Annotated in this window: 17 protein-coding genes; 9 read left to right on the top strand and 8 right to left on the bottom strand. The window is 71.6% G+C overall.

Annotated elements, in window-relative coordinates:
• Positions 1-8: 8 nt before the first annotated feature.
• Entirely contained in the window at positions 9-3,023 is a 3,015-nt protein-coding gene (locus tag I3V78_RS32715) for a serine/threonine-protein kinase (protein ID WP_204493808.1), read from the bottom strand.
• A 190-nt stretch (positions 3,024-3,213) separates the two neighbouring features.
• Here I3V78_RS32715 and I3V78_RS32710 point away from each other — a divergent pair, with 190 nt between their 5' ends.
• Positions 3,214-3,801 (top strand): DUF4136 domain-containing protein, encoded by a 588-nt coding sequence (locus tag I3V78_RS32710; protein WP_204493806.1) that lies wholly within the window; start codon positions 3,214-3,216, stop codon positions 3,799-3,801.
• A gap of 81 nt (positions 3,802-3,882) precedes the next feature.
• Here the strand turns inward: I3V78_RS32710 and I3V78_RS32705 are convergent, their stop codons facing one another.
• Positions 3,883-4,542: a DUF4142 domain-containing protein gene (locus I3V78_RS32705; RefSeq protein ID WP_239576823.1), complete on the bottom strand. Its 660-nt coding sequence runs from the start codon at positions 4,540-4,542 to the stop codon at positions 3,883-3,885.
• Between the two features lie 238 nt (positions 4,543-4,780).
• Between I3V78_RS32705 and I3V78_RS32700 the strand changes: the two genes are divergently transcribed.
• Entirely contained in the window at positions 4,781-5,635 is an 855-nt protein-coding gene (locus tag I3V78_RS32700; protein WP_204493804.1) for a lysophospholipid acyltransferase family protein, read from the top strand.
• Between the two features lie 19 nt (positions 5,636-5,654).
• The gene (locus tag I3V78_RS32695; protein ID WP_204493801.1) at positions 5,655-6,629 is read left to right on the top strand and encodes an SDR family oxidoreductase; all 975 of its coding nucleotides are present in this window, start codon (positions 5,655-5,657) and stop codon (positions 6,627-6,629) included.
• A gap of 242 nt (positions 6,630-6,871) precedes the next feature.
• Here I3V78_RS32695 and I3V78_RS32690 read toward each other — a convergent pair whose 3' ends face one another.
• Positions 6,872-7,291 carry a hypothetical protein gene (locus I3V78_RS32690; protein WP_338023808.1) on the bottom strand — a complete coding sequence of 140 codons (420 nt, stop codon included), beginning with the start codon at positions 7,289-7,291 and terminating at the stop codon, positions 6,872-6,874.
• Positions 7,292-7,363: 72 nt separating this feature from the next.
• Between I3V78_RS32690 and I3V78_RS32685 the strand changes: the two genes are divergently transcribed.
• Positions 7,364-10,738: a tetratricopeptide repeat protein gene (locus I3V78_RS32685; RefSeq protein WP_204493799.1), complete on the top strand. Its 3,375-nt coding sequence runs from the start codon at positions 7,364-7,366 to the stop codon at positions 10,736-10,738.
• A gap of 1 nt (position 10,739) precedes the next feature.
• On the top strand, positions 10,740-11,102 hold the full coding sequence (locus I3V78_RS32680) for a hypothetical protein (protein ID WP_338023807.1): 363 nt from the start codon (positions 10,740-10,742) through the stop codon (positions 11,100-11,102).
• A 1-nt stretch (position 11,103) separates the two neighbouring features.
• Here I3V78_RS32680 and I3V78_RS32675 read toward each other — a convergent pair whose 3' ends face one another.
• From I3V78_RS32675 to radC, 3 genes are read right to left on the bottom strand one after another with little or no spacing between them, the layout of a single operon-like run.
• On the bottom strand, positions 11,104-13,167 hold the full coding sequence (locus I3V78_RS32675; protein ID WP_204493797.1) for a RecQ family ATP-dependent DNA helicase: 2,064 nt from the start codon (positions 13,165-13,167) through the stop codon (positions 11,104-11,106).
• A 2-nt stretch (positions 13,168-13,169) separates the two neighbouring features.
• Positions 13,170-13,487 (bottom strand): DUF3006 domain-containing protein, encoded by a 318-nt coding sequence (locus I3V78_RS32670; protein ID WP_204493795.1) that lies wholly within the window; start codon positions 13,485-13,487, stop codon positions 13,170-13,172.
• Positions 13,484-14,260 (bottom strand): RadC family protein, encoded by a 777-nt coding sequence (gene radC, locus I3V78_RS32665; protein ID WP_204493793.1) that lies wholly within the window; start codon positions 14,258-14,260, stop codon positions 13,484-13,486. Before radC ends, I3V78_RS32670 begins: the two co-directional genes overlap by 4 nt.
• Before the next feature lie 210 nt (positions 14,261-14,470).
• Here radC and I3V78_RS32660 point away from each other — a divergent pair, with 210 nt between their 5' ends.
• The gene (locus tag I3V78_RS32660) at positions 14,471-15,598 is read left to right on the top strand and encodes an NADH:flavin oxidoreductase/NADH oxidase (protein ID WP_204493790.1); all 1,128 of its coding nucleotides are present in this window, start codon (positions 14,471-14,473) and stop codon (positions 15,596-15,598) included.
• A 5-nt stretch (positions 15,599-15,603) separates the two neighbouring features.
• Here the strand turns inward: I3V78_RS32660 and I3V78_RS32655 are convergent, their stop codons facing one another.
• Together I3V78_RS32655 and I3V78_RS32650 are read right to left on the bottom strand one after the other, a co-directional pair.
• Positions 15,604-16,335, bottom strand: a complete 732-nt coding sequence (locus I3V78_RS32655; RefSeq protein WP_204493787.1) for a hypothetical protein — start codon at positions 16,333-16,335, stop codon at positions 15,604-15,606.
• The gene (locus I3V78_RS32650) at positions 16,332-17,486 is read right to left on the bottom strand and encodes an AAA family ATPase (protein WP_204493785.1); all 1,155 of its coding nucleotides are present in this window, start codon (positions 17,484-17,486) and stop codon (positions 16,332-16,334) included. The genes I3V78_RS32655 and I3V78_RS32650 overlap by 4 nt, the downstream gene beginning before the upstream one ends.
• 260 nt (positions 17,487-17,746) lie before the next feature.
• On the opposite strand from I3V78_RS32650, the gene I3V78_RS32645 reads away from it, so the two are divergent.
• Genes I3V78_RS32645 through I3V78_RS32635 form a run of 3 tightly spaced genes read left to right on the top strand, consistent with a single transcriptional unit; the run spans position 17,747 to position 22,173 of the window.
• Positions 17,747-19,147 carry a hypothetical protein gene (locus I3V78_RS32645; protein WP_204493782.1) on the top strand — a complete coding sequence of 467 codons (1,401 nt, stop codon included), beginning with the start codon at positions 17,747-17,749 and terminating at the stop codon, positions 19,145-19,147.
• A 55-nt stretch (positions 19,148-19,202) separates the two neighbouring features.
• On the top strand, positions 19,203-20,534 hold the full coding sequence (locus I3V78_RS32640; RefSeq protein ID WP_204493780.1) for a M18 family aminopeptidase: 1,332 nt from the start codon (positions 19,203-19,205) through the stop codon (positions 20,532-20,534).
• A gap of 34 nt (positions 20,535-20,568) precedes the next feature.
• On the top strand, positions 20,569-22,173 hold the full coding sequence (locus I3V78_RS32635) for an adenylate/guanylate cyclase domain-containing protein (RefSeq protein ID WP_204493779.1): 1,605 nt from the start codon (positions 20,569-20,571) through the stop codon (positions 22,171-22,173).
• Positions 22,174-22,524: the final 351 nt, after the last annotated feature.

Here is a 22,524-nt window from a genome sequence, read left to right as displayed (position 1 = left end):
CCAGGGCCTCAGGGCACGGGCTCGGCCACCAGCGTGCGCCCGGCCTCGCCCGGGGGCAGCGCCGCGCGGGCCTGGGCGAGCAGGCTCCTCACGTCGGCGCGGCGGGGCTCGGGCGTCAGCCGCAGGGCCTGGTCCAGCAAGGGCACGGCCTCCTTCCACCGCCGCAGCGCCACCAGGAGCCGCCCCTGGGCCTCGAGGCTCTGGGCCACCAGCGGATGCTCGGGGCCGAGCGCCTTCCTCCTTACGGCCAGGGCGCGCGCGTAGGCGGTCAGGGCCTTGTCCCCGTGCCCCAGGTCCCGCTCCGCGTCGCCCAGGCCCTGCAGCGTGGTCGCCACGAGCGGGTGCTCCGGCCCGAAGGCCTTCTCCTCGAGCGCCAGCGCGCGCCGGTGGTGCGCCCGCGCCTCGGCGGGCTGGCCCATCTCCCGCAGCAGCGTGCCCAGCTCGTCCAGGGGGTCGGCGAGGTCCGGGTGCTCGGGCCCCAGCGCCTTCTCCTGCAGCGAGAGCGACAGCTCGAAGTGCGCGCGCGCCTCGGCGAGCCGGCCCAGGTCCCGCAGGGAGACGCCCAGGCTGGTGTGGCAGTTGGCCACGTCGGGGTGCTCGGGGCCCAGGGCCTTCTTCCGGATGGCCAGCGCCTGCTCCTGCAGGGCGAGCGCCTCCGGAGCCCGTCCCGACGCGCGCAAGGCCAGGCCCAGGTTGTTGAGCGAGCTGGCCACGTCCGGGTGCTCCGTGCCGAGCACCTTCTTGCGGATGGCCAGGGCGTGCTCGTGCATCTCGCGCGCCTCGTCGTAGCGGCCGAGCTCCAGCAGGGTGGAGCCCAGGTTGCTGTAGGAGAGCGCCACCAGGGGGTGCGAGGGGCCCTGGGTCTTGCGCCGCAGGGCCAGGGCGCGCTCGAAGTCGTCCCGGGCCTCCTCGAACTTGCCCATGGCCGAGAGCACGCTGCCCAGGTTGTTGAGCGAGGCGGCCACCAGGGGGTGCTCCGGGCCGAGCACCTCGCGCCGCAGCTCGAGGGCGCGCGCGTGCAGCCGCCGGGCGTCCTCGTAGCGGCCCAGGCCCTGGTAGACGATGGCCTCGGTGGACAGGGCCTCGGCGCGCGTCGCGTCGTCGTCCGCGCACTCCACCGCGGACTCCAGCGCCAGCATCATGCCGACCGCCTCGGGGTAGCGCGCCTGCCGCCAGCCCACCTGCCGCACGAGCAGTGTCCAGGCCTTGGCCACCAGCGCCAGGTCCCGACCGCGCGCGGCGAGGGGAATGGCCTGCCGTGCCAGCTCCTCCGCCCGGGCGTAGTTCCCGGTGGACTCCTCGAGGAGCGCGAGCTGGTGGAGCGCCTGCGCCCGCAGGGGCGGGTAGTCCACGCGCTCCACCTCGGCGAGCCATGGCGTGGCCGCCGCGAGCGCCTCCGGGTAGCTGCCCGCGAGCCAGAGCGCCTCGAGCCGCGCCATGCGCGTCTGGAGCGCCTCCACCCGGGCGCGCGCCGCGGGCTCCTCGGGCAGGGGCACCATCGAGGCCAGGGCCCGGGGATCCGCGCAGTCCCCGAGGGGTGGCAGGGACTGGACGGCCTGCACGGCCTTGGCCAGGCCCGCGGCGTCCGGACCCCGGGCGAAGACCTCCGTGAGGGTGGCGAGCTGGACGCGCCGCCGCTCGAGGCAGGACGCGCCGCGCGCCGCCCACTCCGGGACGTCGCCGGGGGCCGCCCGCGTGACGTGGCACGCGTCGGTGCTCAGCCGCGCCCAGGTGCCCGCGTAGGTGTCGAGCAGCGCGGCCACGGTGGTGAAGGTGTCCGGGGCATAGGGCAGGCGGGTGCCGAGGAAGGCCCGCTCCACGCGCGCGCGCACCGCCTTGTCCCAGGTGCCGTCCAGGCGCCGCTCCTGGTGGGCGCACGCCGTGTCCCGCCGCGGTCCGGAGAAGGCCGTGGAGAGCGCCAGCGCCACGAGCGAGCCCAGCAGCGCCGCCCCGAGCAGGCCGCGCTTGCGCATCCGGCGCCGGGTCTCGGGGTCTCGCTCCAGCGCGTCCACCAATTCGCGCAGCGTGGCGGGGCGCTGGGTGGGGTCGGGGTGCAGGCCCCGTTGCAGCGCGCGCTCCACCCACGCGGGCACGTCCGAGCCCGAGGGCGGCGGCCGTACCCGGCCCTCGCGCTGGTTGGCCAGGGACTCGACGGGGGTGGCGCCCGCGAAGGGGTGCTCGCCGTGGAGCGCCTCGCGCAGCGCCACGCAGAAGGCGAACATGTCGCTGCGCGCGTCGGCGTCTCCCGCCCGCAGCAATTCGGGCGCCATGTAGCGCGGCGTGCCCAGCAGCGTGCCCGCCAGGGTGAGGGGACTGTCCAGGGCCCCCGCGGGCAGGTTCAGCTCCCGGAAGGACTCCTGCGAGGACGGGGACTCGGCGCGCGCGAGCCCGAAGTCCGTCACCCGCGCGCGTCCGTCCCGGCCCACCAGGACGTTCTCCGGCTTGAAGTCCCGGTGGACGAGCCCCGCCTCGTGCGCGGCGGCCAGCCCGTGCCCCGCGGCCACGTACACCCGCAGCACCTCGCGCCAGGTCCGCGGGGCCTCGTCGCGCCAGCGGCGCAGCGTCTGCCCCTCCACCATCTCCATGGCGATGAAGAGGTCCCCATCCGGCAGCGTGCCGACGTCGTAGACGGCCACCACGTTGGGATGGGACAGGCGCGCCATGGCCTGCGCCTCGCGCATCATGCGCGTGGTCAGGTCCTCCAACGAGTGGTGGGCGTCCACCTCGCGCCGCAGCAGCTTGAGGGCCACGCGCCGGTCCAGGCGCGCGTCGTAGGCGGACACCACCTCGCCCATGGCGCCCCGGCCGAGCGCGTGCAGCACCGTGTAGCGGCCCGCCAGCTCCTGGCCCGGGCGCACGCGGGGCGGTGGGGCGGGGGAGGGCGCGCGACTCGTGCCCGCGGCGGGGGCGGCATGCACGGTCCTCAGCAGCGCCTCGGGGGGCGCCCGGACGACCGTGGGATCTTCATCCGTCAGGGGTGTGCCCGAGTCTCCGCGCGCGCGCGGCGGCTCTTCGTCCCGCATGTCCTTGCCTCCCTGGGTCGGCCCGTGTCTCGGGGGGAATACATACCCCGGATGGGCGGCCGCCCGACAGGGGCCGCCCGACCGATGCCCGGGAGGCCCGCCCGTGGCCGCTCGCCCCTCTCCGCTCCGGCCACGTGCCTACCTTGTGTGGGGACCGTCCTCGTCGGACGGCCACTCAAGGGAGAACGCCATGTCCTTCGCATCCCGTCTGCTCGGCGCCAGTCTGGTCCTGGGGCTCGCCTCCTGCTCGACCATCCAGACCCGGACGAATTTCGACCCCTCGGCCGTCCAACGCATCGACGCCTTCCACACCTACGCCTGGCTGCCCATGAAGGACAAGACGGACCCCACCCTCTACAACCCCATCGTGCAGGAGCGCGTGCACCGCTCGGTGGACCGGGAACTCCAGGCCCGGGGCTTCCAGCGCGTGGCGCCGGACGCGTCCCCGGACTTCAAGGTGGGCTGGCACGGCGCCATCGAGCACAAGGTGGCCGTGGACACCATCGACAACTACTACGGCTACCTGTGGGATCCCTGGTTCGACCCGTTCTTCGGCCCGGTGGCCTACGGCGGCGCGGGCGGCTTCGACACCCAGGTGCGCGAGTACCGCGAGGGCACGCTCATCCTCGACATGGTGGATGCCCAATCCAACAAGCTCGTCTGGCGCGGCACCGCCGAGACGGAGCTGGCCGAGCGCAGCGACGCGGCCCAGAGCCAGAAGCTCATCGACCGCGCCGTGGACAAGATGCTCAAGGACTTCCCGCCCGAGCCCAAGTAGTCGGAGTCGGCCGCTGGAAACACCACGGCCCCCGCCTCGCTGTCGAGGACGGGGGCCGGGAGGACCTCACCCGCGCTGCACCTAACGGTCGAGGAAGCCCTGCAGGGTGTTGATCTGCGACTCGTGGCTGCGCAGCACGGGGCCGGTGCGGCTGAGCAGCAGGGCGAGCGACGTGTCGTCGCGGTAGCGGTCCAGGCCCTCGTTCACCAGGTCACGCCCCGCCTCCTGGTCGTCCTCGATCTGCTCGAGGAACTCCTTGTCGAACTGGCGGCCCTCCAGGCTCGCCAGCTCGTCGCGGCGCTCGAGGAACTTGCGCACCTGCTTGTCCGTCTTCTTGTCGTAGGACTTGTCGCCCTTCTCGACGCCCTGGATGGCGCCCTCCAGACCCGCGCCGCCCGTGGCCGTCTCCTGGGTGGACAGGTCCACCATGGCGAGCGAGAACGCCTTGGACTCGGCCAGCGTCTGCAGGTCGCTCAGGCTGTTCTGGTGGTCGCGGATGAGCACCTGGGCGAAGCGCCGCACCTCGGGGTTGCCCGAGCGCTCCAGGGCGAGCTGACCCAGGGCGATCTGCTTCTGGTTGAAGATGGCCAGCTGGTCCGCGAAGCGCGCCTTCTCGGCGAAGGCCTCACCGACCTTCTCTCCCTGGCTGCGCGCCTGCCGGGCCTCACTGTGCGCACAACCCCCTCCCATCCCCAGTGCCGCCAGCAACCCCACTCCGCACAGCATTCGCCGCATCATCATGTCGCGCCTCCTCCGGCTGGTTGGACGAGGAAAACCTGCGCAGGCCCCGACTCCCGTACAACCACCCGAGCGTCCAGGCGGGCAGGCCCCCGTCCGTCACGATGGCGGGAAAGCTTCACTCCCATGCGAATGGTGGGGCAGCGCACCGAACGACCCGGCCTGGGGGCGAACGCTTTCGCACGGAGTGTGAGGGGCGAGTCCCCTCCCAGTGGAGGAGGGGATGGGGTAAACCAGCCGCATGCTTGAGCGGCTCGGTGGCAAGGTGAAGCAGGGGCTCCGCGAGTGGACGGAGCGCATGGTCGGTCCGGAGCGCAAGCAGCGCCTGGAGGCGCTGGGGCGGGGCGAGCACGAGTACGGGGTGGACCCGTTCGGCTTCAACCTGGACTACAGCCTGTCGGCGCTCGCGCCGCTGGTGTGGCTCTACCGGCACTACCACCGGGTGGAGGTGAGCGGCATCGAGCACGTGCCCGCGGGGCGGGTGCTCTTCGTGTCCAACCACTCGGGGCAGCTGCCCATGGACGGCGCCATGATTGGCATCGCCCTCTTGATGGAGGCCAACCCGCCGCGGCACGCGCGCAGCATGGTGGAGAAGTGGGTGCCCACGCTGCCCTACGTCTCCACGTTCATGGCGCGCGTGGGGCAGATCGTGGGCACGCCGGAGAACTGCCGCCGCCTGCTGGAGTCCGAGGAGGCCATCCTCGTGTTCCCCGAGGGCACGCGGGGGCTCGGCAAGCTGTGGCCCCAGCGCTACCAGTTGCAGGAGTTCGGCCTGGGCTTCATGCGCCTGGCGCTGGAGACCAACACGCCCATCGTTCCGGTGGCGGTGGTGGGCGCCGAGGAGCAGGCCCCCGCGCTCATGGACGTCAAGCCCCTGGCGAAGCTGTTGGGCTTTCCCTCCTTCCCCGTCACCGTCACGGGCGTGCCGCTGCCCCTGCCCACCAAGTACCGCATCTACTTCGGCGAGCCGCTCAACTTCACCGGCCGCCCCGACGACGAGGACACGGAGCTGGACAAGAAGGTGCGCACCGTGAAGACCGCCATCCAGGCCATGCTCAACCAGGGCCTCAAGGAGCGTCAGGGCGTCTTCTGGTAGGCCGCCCAGGCACCGCGTCATGACTCAGGACCCCACGAATCAGGACCCCTCGGGCCAGGACTCCTCCAAGAGGCCGGCCGTCGTCGTCACCGGCATCAGCGGCAACCTGGGGCGCACCCTCGCCAAGCTGCTGCACAAGCACGAGCGCATCATCGGCATCGATCGGCGCCCCTTTCCGGGCCGGCCCAAGGACGTCGAGATGCACCAGATGGACCTGCGCAAGAAGAAGGCGGAGGACGTCTTTCGCAAGAACGACATCCGCGCGGTCATCCACATGGGCATCATGCACGACCCGCGCATGAGCGAGGAGGAGCACCACTCCTTCAACGTGGTGGGCACCACGCGGCTGCTCGAGTACTGCGCCAAGTACGGCGTGCGGAAGGTCGTCGTGCTCTCCTCGGCCAACGTCTACGGCCCGAGCCCGGACAACTCCAACTTCCTCACCGAGGACGCGCCGCTCATGGCGGCCAGCCGCTTCTCGGGGGTGCGCGACCTCATCGAGGTGGACATGCTCGCGCACAGCTTCTTCTGGAAGCACCCCCACATCCAGACGGTCATCCTGCGGCCAGTGCACATCGTGGGCCCCACCATCAAGAACGCGCCGAGCAACTACCTGCGCCTGCGCTACCCCTGGGTGATGGCGGGGTTCGACCCCATGCTGCAGCTCATCCACGTGGAGGACGTGGCGCGCGCCATGGTGGAGGCCGCCCTGCGCCCCGAGCCCAAGGGCGTCTACAACGTGGTGGGCCCTGGCGAGGTGCCCCTGTCCTCCATCCACGGCGAGCTGGGCCGCAGCCCCATCCCCGTGCCGCACCCCGTGGCCCGCCCCCTGCTGGGCATGCTCTTCAAGTACCGGCTCGCTAACTTCCCCCCGCCCGAGCTCGACCACATCCAGTTCCTGTGCAACGTGGACGGCTCGCGCTGGCGCCAGGACGTGGCATGGCAGCCGCGTCATGGCATGCGCGACACCATCCGCTCCGTGGTGGGGGACTAGCCGGCGCGGGAATCCACGACACGCCTGTCAGGGAGTTGAGACGAGGGATGCGCAGGAGCGACGGGTGGGGAACACACAACCGCCTGATTTCACGGGGGGCGCGTTCGTTTCCGGCCGTGGCATCCGGATTGCTCTAGTCCTCCCTCATCCAGGGGGTTCCATTGGGGAACCTCCGACGCCCATCGCTCCGGCCGGCCCCGGGGCGGTGGGCGATTTTTTTGGGGGACAGGGGAGGCCGCGGCTCAGGGCAGCGTGCCGTCGAAGGGGCCGCCCTCCTGCTTCTCCAGCAGCCACTTGCCCTCGCGCAGGACGAACTCGGACGTGACGCTCTCGCGCCGCACGGACAGCGAGGGCAGGCGCGTCCAGACGAAGTGGCTCGTCACGGTGGCCCGCTCCCCCTTCTCATCCAGGTCCACGCGCTCGATCTCGTAGTCCGTGATGTCCAGGTCCTGCTCGTCCTTGTTCTGCCGCAGGCCCCGGTCGAACTCCTTGCGGCGCTCGGGCACCACGTAGCGGCTGGCGACGCGGTAGTCCTTCCACCGCACCCGCTGGTGGAAGTCGTCCACCGTCGTCTTGAGGGCCTCCAGCTCGGCGGCTTTCTGGGTGTGGGAACAGGCCCCACAAAGGAGGCTGGCGAGGAGCACGGCGAGCAGGCGAGTCACCTGAAGGACGTTAACACCCCCTCGGGGAGGAGGCGAAACCCGTGTGCCGCCGGTGCTATGGTCCGCCACCGCATGGCCAAATCGTTGGTGGAGCGGTACGAGCAGTTGTTGGCCCAGGATCCCGCCTCGGCGGTGTTCGTGGAGCTGGCCAAGGCGTTGATCGCCAAGGGTGAGTACGCGCGCGTCATTTCCGTGTGCGAGCAGGGCATCGTCCATCACCCGCAGTCGGTGACGGGGCGGGTGCTGTGGGGCAAGGCCCTCATCCTGATGGGGCGGCCCGCCGAGGCCATGGCCCAGTTCGATCAGGCCGTGGCCATCGACAAGGAAAACCCCCACGCCTACAACCTCATCTCCGAGGTGCTGCTGCAGCGGGGCCTGTACCGCTCGGCGCTGCCCATCCTGCGCAAGGCGCTCGCCCTGCAGCCCAACGACGCCCGGGTGCGCGGCTGGATGGAGCAGGCCCAGGCGGCGCTCGCGGGCGGTCCCGCCCCGGCCTTCGGCGACCTGAACACCCTGGAGACGCCGGCGCCAGAGGAGGCGCCCGCCGAGGCCGCCGCCGAGCCCCGGGCCGAGGCCGCCGCCGAGCCTTCGGCCGAGGCCGCCGCGACGCCGCCCCCCGCGCCCGTCGAGGCGCCCGTCGAGGCGTCCGCGCCCGACGAGGACGCCCCGCGCGAGCAGGACGCGCTGGAGGAGGTCGGCGCGCCCGAGCCGGTGCTGGCGTCCGAGGACGAGGCGCGCGAGGCCGAGTCGGCCGAGGTGGCGCTGCCCTTCGATGACGAGGAGCTCCCCGTCAACGCCGTCACCGCCGAGGAACCCAACCCGCTGCTCGCCGAGCTGCCGCCGCCCCTGGAGGCCGCGCCGTCCGAGCCCGAGGCCGCGCCCGCCGAGGCGTCCGAGGCGTCCGCGGACGCCGACAGCGGGTCGGAGCCGGAGGAGCTCCACCCGGCGCGTCCGGATCTGCTGGCGGGCCTGCCCGCGGTGGTGGCGCCCCCGGCCCGCGTGGCCGCGCCCGTCGCCGCGCAAGCGTCCCCGACGCCCGTCCCGGACGTGGCGAGCCAGGCGGCCGCCTACGAGCGCGAGCTGCGTGCCACGCTGCTGCCCAAGGACTCCGCTTCGGCCTTCTCCCGCCGCGCGATGAAGGTGCTCGCGGGCGTGGGCGTGGGCGTGATGCTGCTGGGCGGCGCGCTCATCGTGCGCGTGCGGCAGGGCGGCGAGGCCCTGGTGTCCACCCTGGACCGGACCCAACAGCTGCTGCTCAAGGACACGGAGTCCTCGCGTCAGGACGCGCTCGGTCTGCTGTCCCACGTGGTGGCGCTGGAGGAGGACAACACCCGGGGCTGGGCCCTGACCGCCTATGCCCAGGCCCTGCGCTACGACGCGCGGGGCGAGCCCGAGGCCCGCACGCGCGCGCTCGCCGCGCTCGAGCACCCCGGCGTGCGTCAGGCCCACCCGGGCCTGCGCCTGGCCTCGGAGCTGCTGGTGGCGGAGGCCGCCGGCCGTGACGCCGCCAGCCAGGCCCTGCTCAACGCCTCCGCCACGGAGGGCGCCGAGGTGCAGGGGCTCGCCGGCGAATGGCTGCTCGCGCGCGGCCGCAAGCGCGAGGCCCTCGAGCGCTTCACCCGGGCGCTCAAGCACTCGCCGCGCGACGTGCGCAGCCTCGTGGCCCTGGGCGGCTACTACCGGGACGCGGAGGATCCGGTGAACGCGCTGCGCTTGTTCTCCTCCGCCGCGAAGCTCGCCCCCGAGCACCCGGGCGCGCGCCTGGGCCTCGCCGAGAGCCGGTGGATGATGGGCCAGGAGTTGGATCAGGCCCTCGCGGACGCGCGGGCGCTCGCGTCGGACAAGCTGGCGCCCGTGGCGGTGCGCGAGCGCGCGCGGCTGGTGCAGGGCCGCCTGATGACCGCGCTCGGCAGCGCCCGCGAGGCGCGCGCGCTGCTCGCCGAGCCGGGCACGGGGCCGCTGGCCTTCTCCCTGCTCGTGGCGCGGGGCGAGGCGGAGCTCGCCAGCGGGGACATGCCCGCCGCGCAGCGCTCCTTCGAGCAGGCCCTGGCCGTGGAGCCCGGGGACACCACGGCCAAGGCGGGCCTGGGCCGGGCCCTGCTGGGTCAGTCGCGCCCGAAGGACGTGCTGTCGCGCGTGGACGGGGACACGTCGCCGGTGGCGCTCGTGCGGGCCGCGGCCTACACGCGCCTGGGGGACTGGAAGCGCGCCCGGGTGGAGCTGGGCCATACGCGGGGCGGCGCGGGCTACCCCGCCGAGGCCATCGTCTACCTGGCGCGCGCGGACGTCGCCGAGGGTGAGCGCGCCCGGGCCCGCGAGGCCCTGGAGAAGACGCTCGTGGGCGCGCGCAAGGACAAGAGCCTGGTGCGCACCGCGCTGGGCGTCTGGTACTGGCAGGACAAGTCGCTCGACAAGGCGAGCGCGCTCCTGGAGACGGCCATCTCCGAGGACTCCCGCAACGACGAGGCGGCGAGCGCGCTCGGCCAGCTGCGGCTGGCCCAGGGCCTGCCCGACGTGGCCATCAAGCCGCTCGCCCAGGCCGTGGAGCGCAACGGCTCCAACGCCGAGGCGCGCGAGGCGCTCGGCCGCACGCTGCTGTCCCTGGGCCGCGGCGCCGAGGGCCTCGAGCAGTTCGAGGCGTGGCGCACCGCCCACCCGGAGGCCGGTGCGGCGCACAAGGGCGCCGCGCTGGCGCTCGTGCACGCCGGACGCACCAAGGACGCCGAGGCGGCCTCCGCGCGCGCCGTGAAGCTCTCCGCGGCGGACCCGGAGGCCTTCCGCGTGCGCGCGGAGATCCTCTTCGCCCTGGGGGACGTGAAGGGCGGCTTCGGCGCGCTGGAGAACGCCAACAAGCTCGACAGCAAGTCGCCGGACACCTTCTGCGCCATCGCCCTGGCCTTCCTGCGCCAGGGCCTGGTGGCCAACGCGGACAAGGCCTTCGAGGCGGCGCGGCGCGAGGGACCCGAGGCGCCCTGCGGCCAGGTGGGCGCGCACTGGGTGAAGGACTCGGGGGGCCGCGACGCGGCGACGCGCCTGACCGGCATCACCCAGACGGCCCCTTACCCCTGGGACAAGTCCTTCGCCCAGGCGGCGCTGGCGCGGGTGCTGCTCGCCACGGGCTCGGCGAAGCAGGCGCGCGAGGCCGCGGACGAGGCCATCCGGCTCGAGCCCTTCTCCGGCCGGGCCCAGCTCGCCCTGGGCGAGGTGGCGCTCAAGCAGCACGACGAGCCGGCCGCGCTGCAGGCCTTCTCGCGGGCCGTGGAGCTGGAGCCGGCGGACGGCCTGGCGTGGCTGGCCCTCGGGGACGCGCTCGCCCCCCGGCCCGCGGACACCGCGCGCGCCCTCCAGGCGTATGCCCAGTTCCTCAAGCTCGCGGCGGGCTCGCCCGAGGCGGGCCGGGTGAAGAAGGCGGTGGCCGCGCTCCAGCGCAAGTCGGGAGGCCGGTAGCGTGTCGTCCTCGTCCTCGCCGCACCTGCCCCTCATGCGCATCATGGGCGGCAACGCCTTCCTGCTGTCCATCATCTACCTGTCGGTGGGCCTCGGGGTGGAGGTGGCGTGGCGGGTGCGTCCCTCGCTCTTCCTGCAGCGCCTGTCGCTCTCCCTGGACGCGCTGCCGGCCCGGGCCCTGGAGCTGACGGGCCTCGCCGGGCCGCTGCGCGACGCCTACGTGTCCGGGCAGATCTCCGAGTCCGGACTGCGGCTCGTCTTCGGCGGCACCACCGTGTGCATCATCTACGCGCTCGCGGTGGGCGTGGGGCTCGTCATGGGCACGCTGCGCGGCCTCATCCTCCACAAGATGTCGCGGCGCTGACTCAGGCGCGTCGGCTCCGGGTCTTGCTCCGCGCGCGCGTGGGCCCCCCGGCGACGGGCTCGTGGCCGGCGGCGCGGGCCATGAGGCAGATCTCCACCACCTTGGGCCCGAAGCGCTCCCAGCGGGCTTCCCCCGTGCCCTTCACCGCGAGGAAGGCCTCGCGCTCGATGGGCAGCGCGGCCGCCAGGCCCCGCAGGGTCTCGTCGTTGAAGACCATGAAGGGCGGCTGCTCCAGCTCCTTGGACAGCTCCTTGCGCCAGCGCCGCAGCTCCGTGGCCGCCAGCTCGCTGTAGCCCTCGGGCGCGCCCGGGACGCCCGTCGCCGAGGCCCGCGGCGCGCTGGCGCTGCCCAGGCCCGGCAGGCGCTTGAGCCGGCTGCCCGCGCACGTGTCGCAGTTGCCGCAGCTCGTGGCCTCCTGCTGCTGGCCGAAGTAGCCCAGGATGAAGGACCGGCGGCAGCGCTTGGTGTAGGCGTAGTCCGTCATGCGCTTGAGGTGCATGAGCGAGCGCCGCTCCTGCTCGCGCACCTTGCTCAGGTCCACGCCCAGCTCCGCGAAGGGCACCGGCATGAGCGCGCGGATGGTGCGGCCGGAGAAGGGCCGGCGCACCCGCAGCGCCCCGGCGCGCTCCAGGAGCTTGAGCGCGTGCTGGATCTCCTCGCTGGACAGCCCCGTGCGCCGCGCGAGGATGGGCACCTGGGTGGTGGCCGAGCGCGCCACGGGGAACGTCTCCAGGAGTGAGGCGAGCAGCCGGCGCGCGTCCGGCGCGTGCGGCTGGGTGGTGGGCGCCTTGTCCGTCAGGGTGAGGCCATACTCCCCCTCGCCGCGGCTGCCGCGCTCCACCTTGCGCTCGCGCTCCAGGATGCGCAGCGCCGCGGACACCTCGAACTCGCTCGCGCCCGCCTGGGCCGCCAGCACGTGCATGCCCTTGTCGTACTCGGGCACGCCGCGCAGCACGTTCCACACGTCCACCATCACCGTCTCCGAGGGGTGGTTGCCCTCGATGAGCCGCTCCTGGGTGTGCACGTCCGCGTGGTTGAAGAGCAGCGCGGCGAAGGCCGGCCCGCCATCGCGGCCCGCGCGGCCAATCTCCTGGTAGTACGCCTCCACCGCCCGGGGAATGTTCACGTGGGCCACGAAGCGGATGTCCCGCTTGTCGATGCCCATGCCGAAGGCGTTGGTGGCCACCGCCACCGCGTCCTTGCCCGAGGACATGAAGTCGTCCTGGGCCCGGCGCCGCGCGTCGTCGTCCATGCCCGCGTGGTAGAGCACGGCGTTCACCCCGCGCTCGCACAGCGCCGCGTGCGTGTTCTCCGCCGACTTGCGCGTGGAGCAGTAGATGATGCCGCTGCCGCCCATCTCGGCGAGCCCCGCGCACGCCCGGCGCTTGTCCTCGTCTCCCGTGGCCTGGAAGACCTCCAGGAAGAGGTTGGGCCGGTCGAACCCCTCGGCGAACACCCGCGGGTCCTTCATGAGCAGCGAGCGCGCGATGTCGTCGCGCACCTCGGGCGTGGCGGTGGCCGTGAGCGCCACGGTGCGCGGGGGTCGCAGGCGCTTGCGCACCTGGCCCAACTGCGCGTAGTCCGGCCGGAAGTCGTGGCCCCACTGCGAGATGCAGTGCGCCTCGTCCACCGCCAGCAACTCCACGCCCACCTGGCCCAGGGCATCCAGGAAGCTCGGGCTGCGAAAGCGCTCGGGCGCCACGTAGACGAGCTTGTACTCCCCCGCGCGCAGCCGACGCAGCCGGTCCGCGCGCTCCATGTCCGAGAGCGAGGAGTTGATGAAGGTCGCGGGCAGGCCCCGCCGCGTGAGCTGCTCCACCTGATCCTTCATCAGCGCGATGAGCGGGGAGATGACGAGCGTCACCCCCGGGAGGATCATCGCCGGCAGCTGGTAGCACAGGCTCTTGCCCGCGCCCGTGGGCATGAGCACCACGGTGTTGCCCGGGCTGAGCACGGAACTGATGACCTGCGCCTGCCCGGGGCGGAAGTCCGTCAGTCCGAAGTGGCGGACCAATCCCTCCTGGGCGTGCTGCATGTGAGGCAGGTCCACCAGCATCCGTCGCATCTTCAACGTTCCTTCCGCTCCGTCAACGACTCAGAGGCTCCTGCCTCCAGGTCCAGCCTGTCGGGTACCGGGACAGCCAGGCGGGCACGCCACGCGGCGAACTCCCGGGTGAGCTGGACGCCCCACTCCACGTCCACGCGGCCCTCCCGCACCACATCGCCTTCCCGGACTTCCGGGGGCAGGGTGGCGCGGGGCACCGGATACGCCCGTCCCCCGCCCAGGGGCACCACCTGGGCCACCTCGTCTTCCAACACCTCCACCTGCACGGCGTGTCCCGCTCCGCCGCACGCCACCCCACCCAGCGTCCCCAGCAGCCTCATCCACGTTCTCCCGCCATGCGCCATGGCCCCCGGTCCTCCCCCTCCAGCGGAGGCACGTCCCCCCGCTCCCGCATCGACACGTAGTTCCCGCTGCCCAGCACCACGTGGTCCAACACCTTGATGCCCAGCATCCGCCCCGCCTCCACGAGCTGCGCGGTGAGGCCCACGTCCTGCGCCGAGGGCTCGGGATCTCCGGACGGGTGGTTGTGCGCCAGCACGATGGCCGTGGCGCGCGCGGTGATGGCCGCGGCGAAGACCTCGCGCGGGTCCACCATGCACGCGTTGATGGTGCCCTCGGCCACCCGCGCGTCGAGCAGGAGCACGTTGCGCGCGTTGAAGCACAGCACGTGGAACACCTCGCGCCGCAGCGCCCCGAGCTGGGGCGCGAGGTACGTGGCGATGTCCCGGGGCGTGCGCAGCCGGGGCCGCCGCTCCACCACCCGTTGGGCCCGGCGCCCCAGCTCCAGCGCCGCCAGGAGCTGCGCCGTGCGCAGCTGCCCCAGGCCCGGCCGCGCGCACAGGGCCCTCGGGTCCTGCTGCACCAGCGCCTTGAGTCCCCCCGCGGGCGCGAGCAGCTGCTCGGCCAGCGCCCGCGTGCGCGCCCCCGCGCCCCAGAGCAGGCCGAGCAGCTCCGGGTCGGTGAGGGCCTCCGCCCCCAGTCGGAACAGCCGCTCCCGGGCGTCCTCCCCCTCCAGCGCTGCCCTCACCGACCCCTCGCCCCCGCCCTCCGACGCCCCCCGCTCCGCCCGCCCGTCCAGCCCCTCACGCGCCATCCCGCCCTCCCTCCGCCCGCGAAAGGGGAGCAACACGCATGCCGGGCCTGGTCGTCTCGGGGCCCCCCCGCGCAGGCCGTCTCGTTCGCGCGCCGGGGCCTCGCCTCCGGGACACATGACGAGGGCTCGGATGTCCGCCCGCCGCGTGCGCGCAACGCGCCCGGGCCCGCTGCATCCCAGGGGGACCTTCCTTCAGGAGTCCCGTCGTCCATGTCGAAGCTCTTCGAGCCCCTCACCCTGCGGAGCGTGCGCGCGCGCAACCGCACCGTCGTCTCGCCCATGTGCCAGTACTCCGCGGTGGACGGCGTCGCCCAGGACTACCACTTCGCCCACCTGGGCCGCTTCGCGCTTGGCGGCTTCGGCGTCGTGATCGCCGAGGCCACGGGCGTGTCTCCCGAGGGCCGCATCACGCACGGGGACGTGGGCCTGTGGAATGACACGCAGGAGGCGGCGCTGGCGCGCATCGCGGCCTTCCTCAAGGCGCAGGGCGCGGTGGCGGGCATCCAACTCGCGCACGCGGGGCGCAAGGCCTCGGCGCAGCGGCCGTGGGAGGGGGATGGGCCTCTGTCACAGGCGGACGTGGCGGCGCGAGGCGAGGGCCCCTGGACCACGGTGGCGCCCAGCGCCCTGCCGCACGCCCAGGGCTGGCACGTGCCCGAGGCCCTGACGGAGGAGGGCCTCGCGCGGCTGCGGGACGCGTGGCGCTCCGCCGCGGAGCGGGCCCTGCGCGCGGGCTTCGAGGTCGTGGAGGTGCACTGCGCCCACGGCTACCTGCTCAACGAGTTCCTCTCGCCCCTCGCCAACCAGCGCACGGACCGCTATGGCGGCAGCCGGGAGAACCGCATGCGCTTCCCGCTGGAGATCATCGAGAGCGTCCGGAAGGTGTGGCCCCAGGACAAGCCGGTGTTCGTGCGTGTGTCGGCCATTGATGGCGTGGTCGGGGGCTGGACGCTCGAGGACACGGTGGCCTTCGCCCGGGAGCTCCAGGCGCGGGGCGTGGACGTATTGGACTGCTCGTCGGGAGGCATCGCCAACGCCTATGACGGTCCCTCAGGGCCGGGCTACCAGGTGGGCTTCGCCGAGCGCGTGCGGCGCGAGACGGGCCTGGCCACGATGGCCGTCGGCGCCATCACCGACGCGGCGCAGGCCGAGGCGATTGTCGCCGGGGGTCGGGCGGACCTGGTGGCGCTCGCCCGCGAGGCGCTCTTCGACTCCCAGTGGGCCGTGCACGCGCGGCGCGCGCTGGTGCCCGAGCCGACCGACTTCCAGGACTGGCCCGTGCAGTCGGGCTTCTGGCTGCGCAACCGCGAGAAGTCGCGCCTCAAGAGGAAGGGCTGAGCCCTTCAGGAAAGCGGTGGAGCTTCCATATCGAAGCGACCGCCCAGCTCCGCCCACGTGCTCCACAAGACGTGGAAGCTCGCCAAATGACGGTGTCCAGGTGTGGGGGAGAGGCAGCGGTCTCGAAGAGCCGCGAAGTAAGACGCCTCGGTGGCGATGCCCGGGCGTTCTTTCGAGTAACTCTTGCCATGATGGCGAAAAACGTGGCTGAGATACTCTAAATGGAAATCAGCACGTCCTCGTGGATGCCCTGGATGCCGGTCCATTCGCTCTGGATCGTCACGTGAGACATCGTAGAAGCGCTTGAACTTGGCGAGCGCCTCGTCGTTGGGTTGACGAGGCATGAGCTTCTGATGTCCCAACAGCCAGGTTTCGATGCAACAGTCCGCGACGATGATGTGAATCTGCCCGGTGTAGGGACGGCCCTCGGCTTGATGTTTCCGAAGTGCGTTGTCCACCAGGGTATGCAGTTCCTGTTTGCGCTCGTCGTACGTTCGCTCCTCGGCGTCGATGCAGATGAAAAGATGATCTGCGGCGTACCGTGCGGAATCCGCGAGCGCGTCAGGGATGCGCTGGAGGTAGGAGGGGTACCCCATGCCCGCGAGAATGAAGAAGCTGTGGGTTGTCAGGTCCGCTGCTTGTGCGACCTCTTGAAGGTGGGGAAAGCAGTAGCCTAACCATGCCCTGTAGAGCTTCTTCTCGGTTCTGCGGCCTTCCACCAGAAAATAGAACTTCACCCCAGCCCCTCCTCGAACTCGGAGGAGTTGAGGAGCCGGATGAAGTCATCCTGTGCCGAGGCCCCTTGAAGCGCGGCCACTTTCGACGCGGGCGTGACCTGGACGGCGCTTCCCTTGCGTCGCACGATCTTCCAGTCCTCCTTGGGAATATTGTTGATGATGTAGGGATGGTGGCTGGTGATGATGAACTGTAACTCGTGGGCGCGTGACCGGATGAGATCAGTCAATGGACCCATGCAGTTGACACCCAGGCTGTTCTCGAATTCATCGATCAGGACCAGCGTTCCCTTGGATGCGAGCATCAGGTCCACGATGTGATGCATCGTCCGATTCATGCCAGAGGAGATGTCCGCGGCATCAATCCAGGAAGAGACATGCCGCTCCTTGATCCTGAAGAGGAGCGTGTCGTGAGAGATACCCGACTTCGTGTCCACGGTTTGGGAGAGCCCCACGACGACATCCTCGACCGTCGGGAAGATGTCGATGAAGTGTTGCTTGAATTCGTCGAACCTCCCGGGGAACCTTTCCTGTAAAACAAACGCCTTGATGAGGGTGTGTGTGGCTGGCGTGTCTTGGAGTGATTCGAGGGTTGGAAACACAGTGGCGATCCATGCCCGCACGTCTCTCGTCCTCAACCGAGGAGAAGGGGCTTCGGAGGTCAGCGTGTCAAGAATGGAGTTCGTGAAGGCGTGACGCACCCTCACAATGGTGGGTTCATCGAACAGGAGCAGCGCGCTGGAGGCTCGGCTGAGGATGGGCAGTTCCTGGCCGTTGAAGCGGAATCGATCGGCATCCCGCTCGACCAGGGCTCGTCCTTCGGTTGAGTTGTATAGCTGTTCAATGAGAATCGAGTCGACGCTCTCCACCGCCTGGGTCGTGTTTCCTTCTTCATCCGCGGGCGCCGAGATGCTGTCGAACTGCCACCGGTAGTCCTGGCCATCCTGCTCGAAGTGGACGTCGAAACGGACCCCTCGGTCCATGCGCGGGTGTTTGATGCCCGTGCTGATGCGGCCGATTGCCTGGATCGCCCGGAGGATTCGGGTCTTGCCGACTCCGGATGCGCCCACGAGAAGATTGAAGGGGTCCAGGCGGAGGTCTTCCAGTATCCAGCCGGTCCGCTTGTCCTCGAAGGTGAGGCTCTTGAGTCTCATCGTGGTGCTCCGCTCTGTCCGGGTCCGCGCGCCGCGTCTCCGCCCTTACTAGAACCGCCGGACCCGTCAACCCCGTGGTGTCCAGGGCTGTCCGTGCCGTTCTCCTGCGTTCATGAGGGTCGCACTCGCCGCTCGGTCGTCAGGATTCCTTCCGCGCATTTGCCGCCGGACGCGCGTGGAGCGGCCGGGCGGCCCCCGGAGGGCGGAGCGGGGTGGGGGGCCCGGTAGGGGCGGAGGCGCCGCCGGTGCATAATCGGGCCATGATTCGACTGGCCCTGGGTTGCCTGCTCTTGCTCACCACGCTGTCGGGGTGCGCCACGCGTCTCGTGGACTTCGCCCCCGACGAGGAAGCCATCTACGACCAACCGCTCGACGAGGTCTGGCCCCAGGTGCGCGAGTACTTCGCCGCCCAGGGCTTCAACGTCCGGGACATGCCGGGACGCGCCTCGCTGGAGACGGAGTGGCGCGAGGAGTTCGCCAACTCCCGGGTGGCCGCCTACTGGCACCGCTACCTCGTCATCGCCCGGCCCTCGGGCCCCCACCGCACCCAGGTCGTCATCACCCGCGACACGCGCAGCGCCAACCCGGCGCTCCGGGCCGCGGGCAGTGAAATCCTCTGGAAGGTGGACGGGCGCACCCTGGACAACCCGGGCGGCCTGGGCAGTGACGCCGCCATCCTCATGGCCCAGCAGCAGGCGGATGGCCAGTCCGTCATCCTCGGCCAGTCCCACCAGACGGCGCGCGACCTGGTGCTCGAGTGGCGCGTGTTCCGTGCCCTCGCCCCGAAGCTCGTCAAGCGCACCCAGTCCCAGGCGAGCCCGGACGTGGTGGTACACGCGGACGCGAGCATCGAGTGCGGCGTGCCCGTGCTCGGCCTGGGCAAGCTGGCGCGCGCGGGCAACGTGGTGCTGCTCGGGGAGCTGCACGGCACGCAGCAGGTGCCGCACTTCGTCGCCCAGAGCGCCTGCCAGGTGGCCACCCAGGGCATCCCCGTGACGGTGGGCCTGGAGGTGCCGGACGCCAACCAGGCGCGGCTGGAGGCCTTCGTGGCCAGCGCGGGCACGGAGGCGGACTGGGCCAAGCTGATGGAGAGCCCCTTCTGGCGCAGCCCCTTCCCGGACGGCCGCAACAGCGAGGGCGTGGTCTACCTGCTCGACGCGCTGCGCAAGCTCCGGGCCCAGGGCCTGGACGTGAAGGTGTTCGCCTATGACCGGCCGCCCCTGGAGGGCGAGGCACGCGAGGAGGTCATGGCCCAGCGGGTGCTGGAGGTGGCCACCGCGTCGCCGCGCCGCGCGCTGCTGGTGGTCAGCGGCAACCTGCACCCGCGCCAGGTCCAGGGCCTGCCCTGGAACAAGCAGTACCGCCCCATGGGCCTGCGGCTCGCCGAGCAGCGGCCGAACGTCTACTCGCTCGACATCGCCTACAAGAGCGGCACGGCGTGGATCTGCGCGGTGAGCCCCGCGCAGTCGCTGGAGTGCGGCGCGCGGCCGGCCAAGGGCCGGGACCTGGGCGACCGCTACTTCGTGCAGCTCTTCGGGGGCCGCGATGGCCAGGGCTATGACGGCATCTTCTACGTGGGCGCGGTGTCCGCCGCGCTGCCCGCCGTGCACCAGGGCGTGGAGCCCGCCGGGGGCGGCGCGGCCCAGGCGTCCGACAGGTAACCGCCGCCGCGCGTTTCTCCTGGCGGGGGCCGGTGGGGGCGATAGCCTGGGGGGGATGACCGCCCCCTCCGCCGCCCCGTCCTCCGCCACCGACGCCGCCGCCAACGATCTCCTGGCCTATATCGACGCCTCGCCCACGCCCTACCACGCGGTGCGCGAGACGAGCCGCCGCCTGCTCGCCCAGGGCTACCGGGCCCTCGACGAGCGCGAGCCCTGGGAGCTCAAGGCCGGAGACAAGGTGTTCGTCACCCGGGGCGACACGACCATCGCCGCCTTCCACCTGGGCACCGCCCCCGTGGAGCGCGCGGGCTTCCGCCTGGTGGGCGCCCACACCGACTCGCCCAACCTGCGCATCAAGCCCCAGCCCCACACGGGCAAGCTCGGCTACCAGCAGTTGGGCGTGGAGGTGTACGGCTCGCCGCTCTTCAGCACGTGGATGGACCGGGACTTGTCGCTCGCCGGCCGCGTGGTGACGGCCAAGGACGGACGGCTCGCCCACCACCTGGTGGACTTCCGCCGGCCGCTGTTGCGCATCCCCAACCTCGCCATCCACCTCAACCGGGGCGTCAACACCGAGGGCCTCAAGCTCAACGCCCAGGAGCACCTGGTGCCGGTGCTGGGCCTGGAGCGCGCGGGCACGGTGGAGCTCAAGGCCCTGCTCGTGGCGGAGCTCGCGCGCGCGGGCGTCACCACCACCGCCGACGACATCCTCGGCTATGACCTGTGCCTCTACGACACGCAGCCCTCCACGCGCTCGGGGGCCCATGGCGAGTTCCTCCACGCGCCGCGCCTGGACAACCTCACGAGCAGCCACGCGGGCCTGTCCGCGCTGCTGGCCCTGGACGCGCCGGGCGAGGCCACCCGGGGCGTCATCCTCTATGATCACGAGGAGTGCGGCAGCGTGAGCGCCCAGGGCGCGGCGTCGCCCTTCCTCAAGGACCTGCTCGAGCGCTTCACCCACGCCCTCTCGGACGGCCGGCGCGACGCGTTCCACCGGGCCATGCGCCAGTCCTTCCTGGTGTCCGCGGACATGGCGCACGCGGTGCACCCCAACTACGCCGGCCAGCACGAGCCCAAGCACCAGCCGCTGCTCGGCGGGGGCCCCGTCATCAAGTCCAACGTCAACCAGTCCTACGCCACGGACGGCGAGACGTGGGCGTGGTTCGCCCTGTGCTGCCGGGAGGCGGGCGTGGTGCCGCAGAACTTCGTCACCCGGACGGACCTCGGCTGTGGCAGCACGATTGGCCCCATCTCCGCGGGTGAGCTGGGCATCCGCACGGTGGACGTGGGCAGCCCCATGCTGTCCATGCACTCCATCCGCGAGATGGCGGCCGCGGCGGACGTGGCGGCGATGATCTCCGTGCTGCGCAACCACTACGCCCGCTGAGCATGGGCCCGGCTTCGTCAGGGGGGCACGGGGGATGACGTCGGCGCCCACCCTACAGCTCATCGTGAATCCGGGCCGGATGGACGAGCGCGTCTTCGAGCTGCCCGAGGGCAGCGTGACCATTGGCCGCACGCAGGAGAGCTCCCTCTGCGTGTTCCATGGGAGCCTGTCGCGCCGTCACGCGCGGCTCGAGCGCCAGGGCGAGCAGGTGCTGCTGGAGGACCTGCAGAGCAAGAATGGCACCTTCGTGGACGAGGTCCGCGTGGAGCGCTGCCTGCTGCGCGTGGGCCAGTCCTTCCGCTGTGGCGAGGTGCTCTTCACGCTCGTGACGCCCCGGGAAAAACCGCGGGAGCTGACCCCCTCGCAGGTGCAGTCGCTGCGCACGCGGCTGTCTCCGGGGAGCATGGGCGAACTGCTGGCCGAGGCGCAGGCCTCGCCGCGCTCGGTGCTCAAGGTGCGGCAGTCGAACCAGGAGGGCCGGGCGAGCGAGAAGCTCCAGGTGTTGCTCAAGGTGAGCCAGCTCTTGTCCTCGCCCGGGCACATCGAGGCGCTGCTCGAGCGCATCGTGGAGCTCGTCTTTCAAATCATGGCGGTGGACCGGGTGGCGCTGCTCTTGGTGGACCCGGAGACGGGGGCGCTGCGGCCGCGCGTGGCGCGGAGGGCCAATGGCGAGGTGCCCTCGGGGCCCTTCTACAGCCAGCGCATCGTGGACTACGTGCGCACGCACAGCCTGGCGGCGCTCTTCTCCGACGCGTGGATGGACCCCCGACTCAACGACGCCCAGTCGGTGGTGCTCCAGTCCATCCGGGCCTCCATGTGCGCGCCGCTCAAGCCCCGGGACGAGGTGCTGGGCGTGCTGTACGTGGACCACCTGTCGCGCGTGGATGGCTTTGGCGAGGAGGACCTGGAGTTCCTCACCGCGTTCGCCAACCAGGCGGCGATCGCCCTGGACAACTCGCTGCTCGCGCGGCGGCTGGAGGAGGAGGCGGTGCTGCGCAACGCCTACCTGCGCTTCTTTCCGCCCGCCACGCTCAAGAAGCTGGCGATGACGCGCGGGGGGCCGCTGGAGACGATCGAAACGGAGGTGACGGTGCTCTTCTCGGACATCAGCGCCTTCACCGAACTGTCTTCCACGCTCGCGCCCCGGCAGGTGGTGGACCTGCTCAACGACTACTTCCCGGTGATGGCGGAGATCGTCTTCCGGCACGAGGGCACGCTGGAGAAGTACATCGGGGACGCGCTGATGGCGGTGTGGGGCGCGCCCTTCGCGCACCCGGACGACGCGGAGCGGGCCGTGCGGGCCGCCGTGGAGATGCAGCGGGCGCTGGTGGGGCTCAACGCGCGCTGGCGGGAGCGCGGCCTGCCGGAGCTGCGCATCCACATCGGCTTGAACTCGGGCTGGGTGGCGGCGGGCAACATCGGCTCGGAGCAGTACCTCCAGTACGCCACGCTCGGGGACGCCACCAACGTGGCCAGTCGGGTGTGCTCCGTCGCGGCGGAAGGCGAGATTTTGCTGACCGAGGCGACGTACGCGCGTTGGCACCAGCGCGACTGGCCCGTCACGCCCCGGGGTCCCACCTTCGTGAAGGGCAAGACCGAGGCCCTGACGCTCCACCGGCTGGAGTGGGAGGCGGGCTGAGTCGACGGTCTACCTGTCTAGCCGTCTGTCCCAAGCGGCCAACTGGGACTGGCCCGCTTTTGTGGCTCTCCCGCACTTTATGTGCTCCGTGAGGAAGGACGCCCGCCACCCCGACGAGCAGAGAACGCCTCAAGCGCGTCGTGCACACAAAATGCGGGAGAGCCACGTCAGCGGGCCAAGCTCAGTCTACGGGCAGATAGACTTGGCCTCGAAAGTCGTCGGGCGCGTTCTGAAAGCTTTAAAGCGCTTTCCTGTGGGATGGGCATGTCCGCATCGAGGCTATCCATGAACCTCGGTCGGTTGGGTCCATGCCGCGTTCGTCGCCCGCGCGGGTCCGGAAACGGCGTCGAC

Origin of the sequence: Archangium primigenium, from assembly GCF_016904885.1 — a bacterium.
In the GTDB taxonomy this organism is placed as follows: domain Bacteria; phylum Myxococcota; class Myxococcia; order Myxococcales; family Myxococcaceae; genus Cystobacter; species Cystobacter primigenius.
The sequence above is the reverse complement of the archived record's forward strand: the minus strand, read 5'-3'. Positions and strand labels throughout refer to the sequence as shown.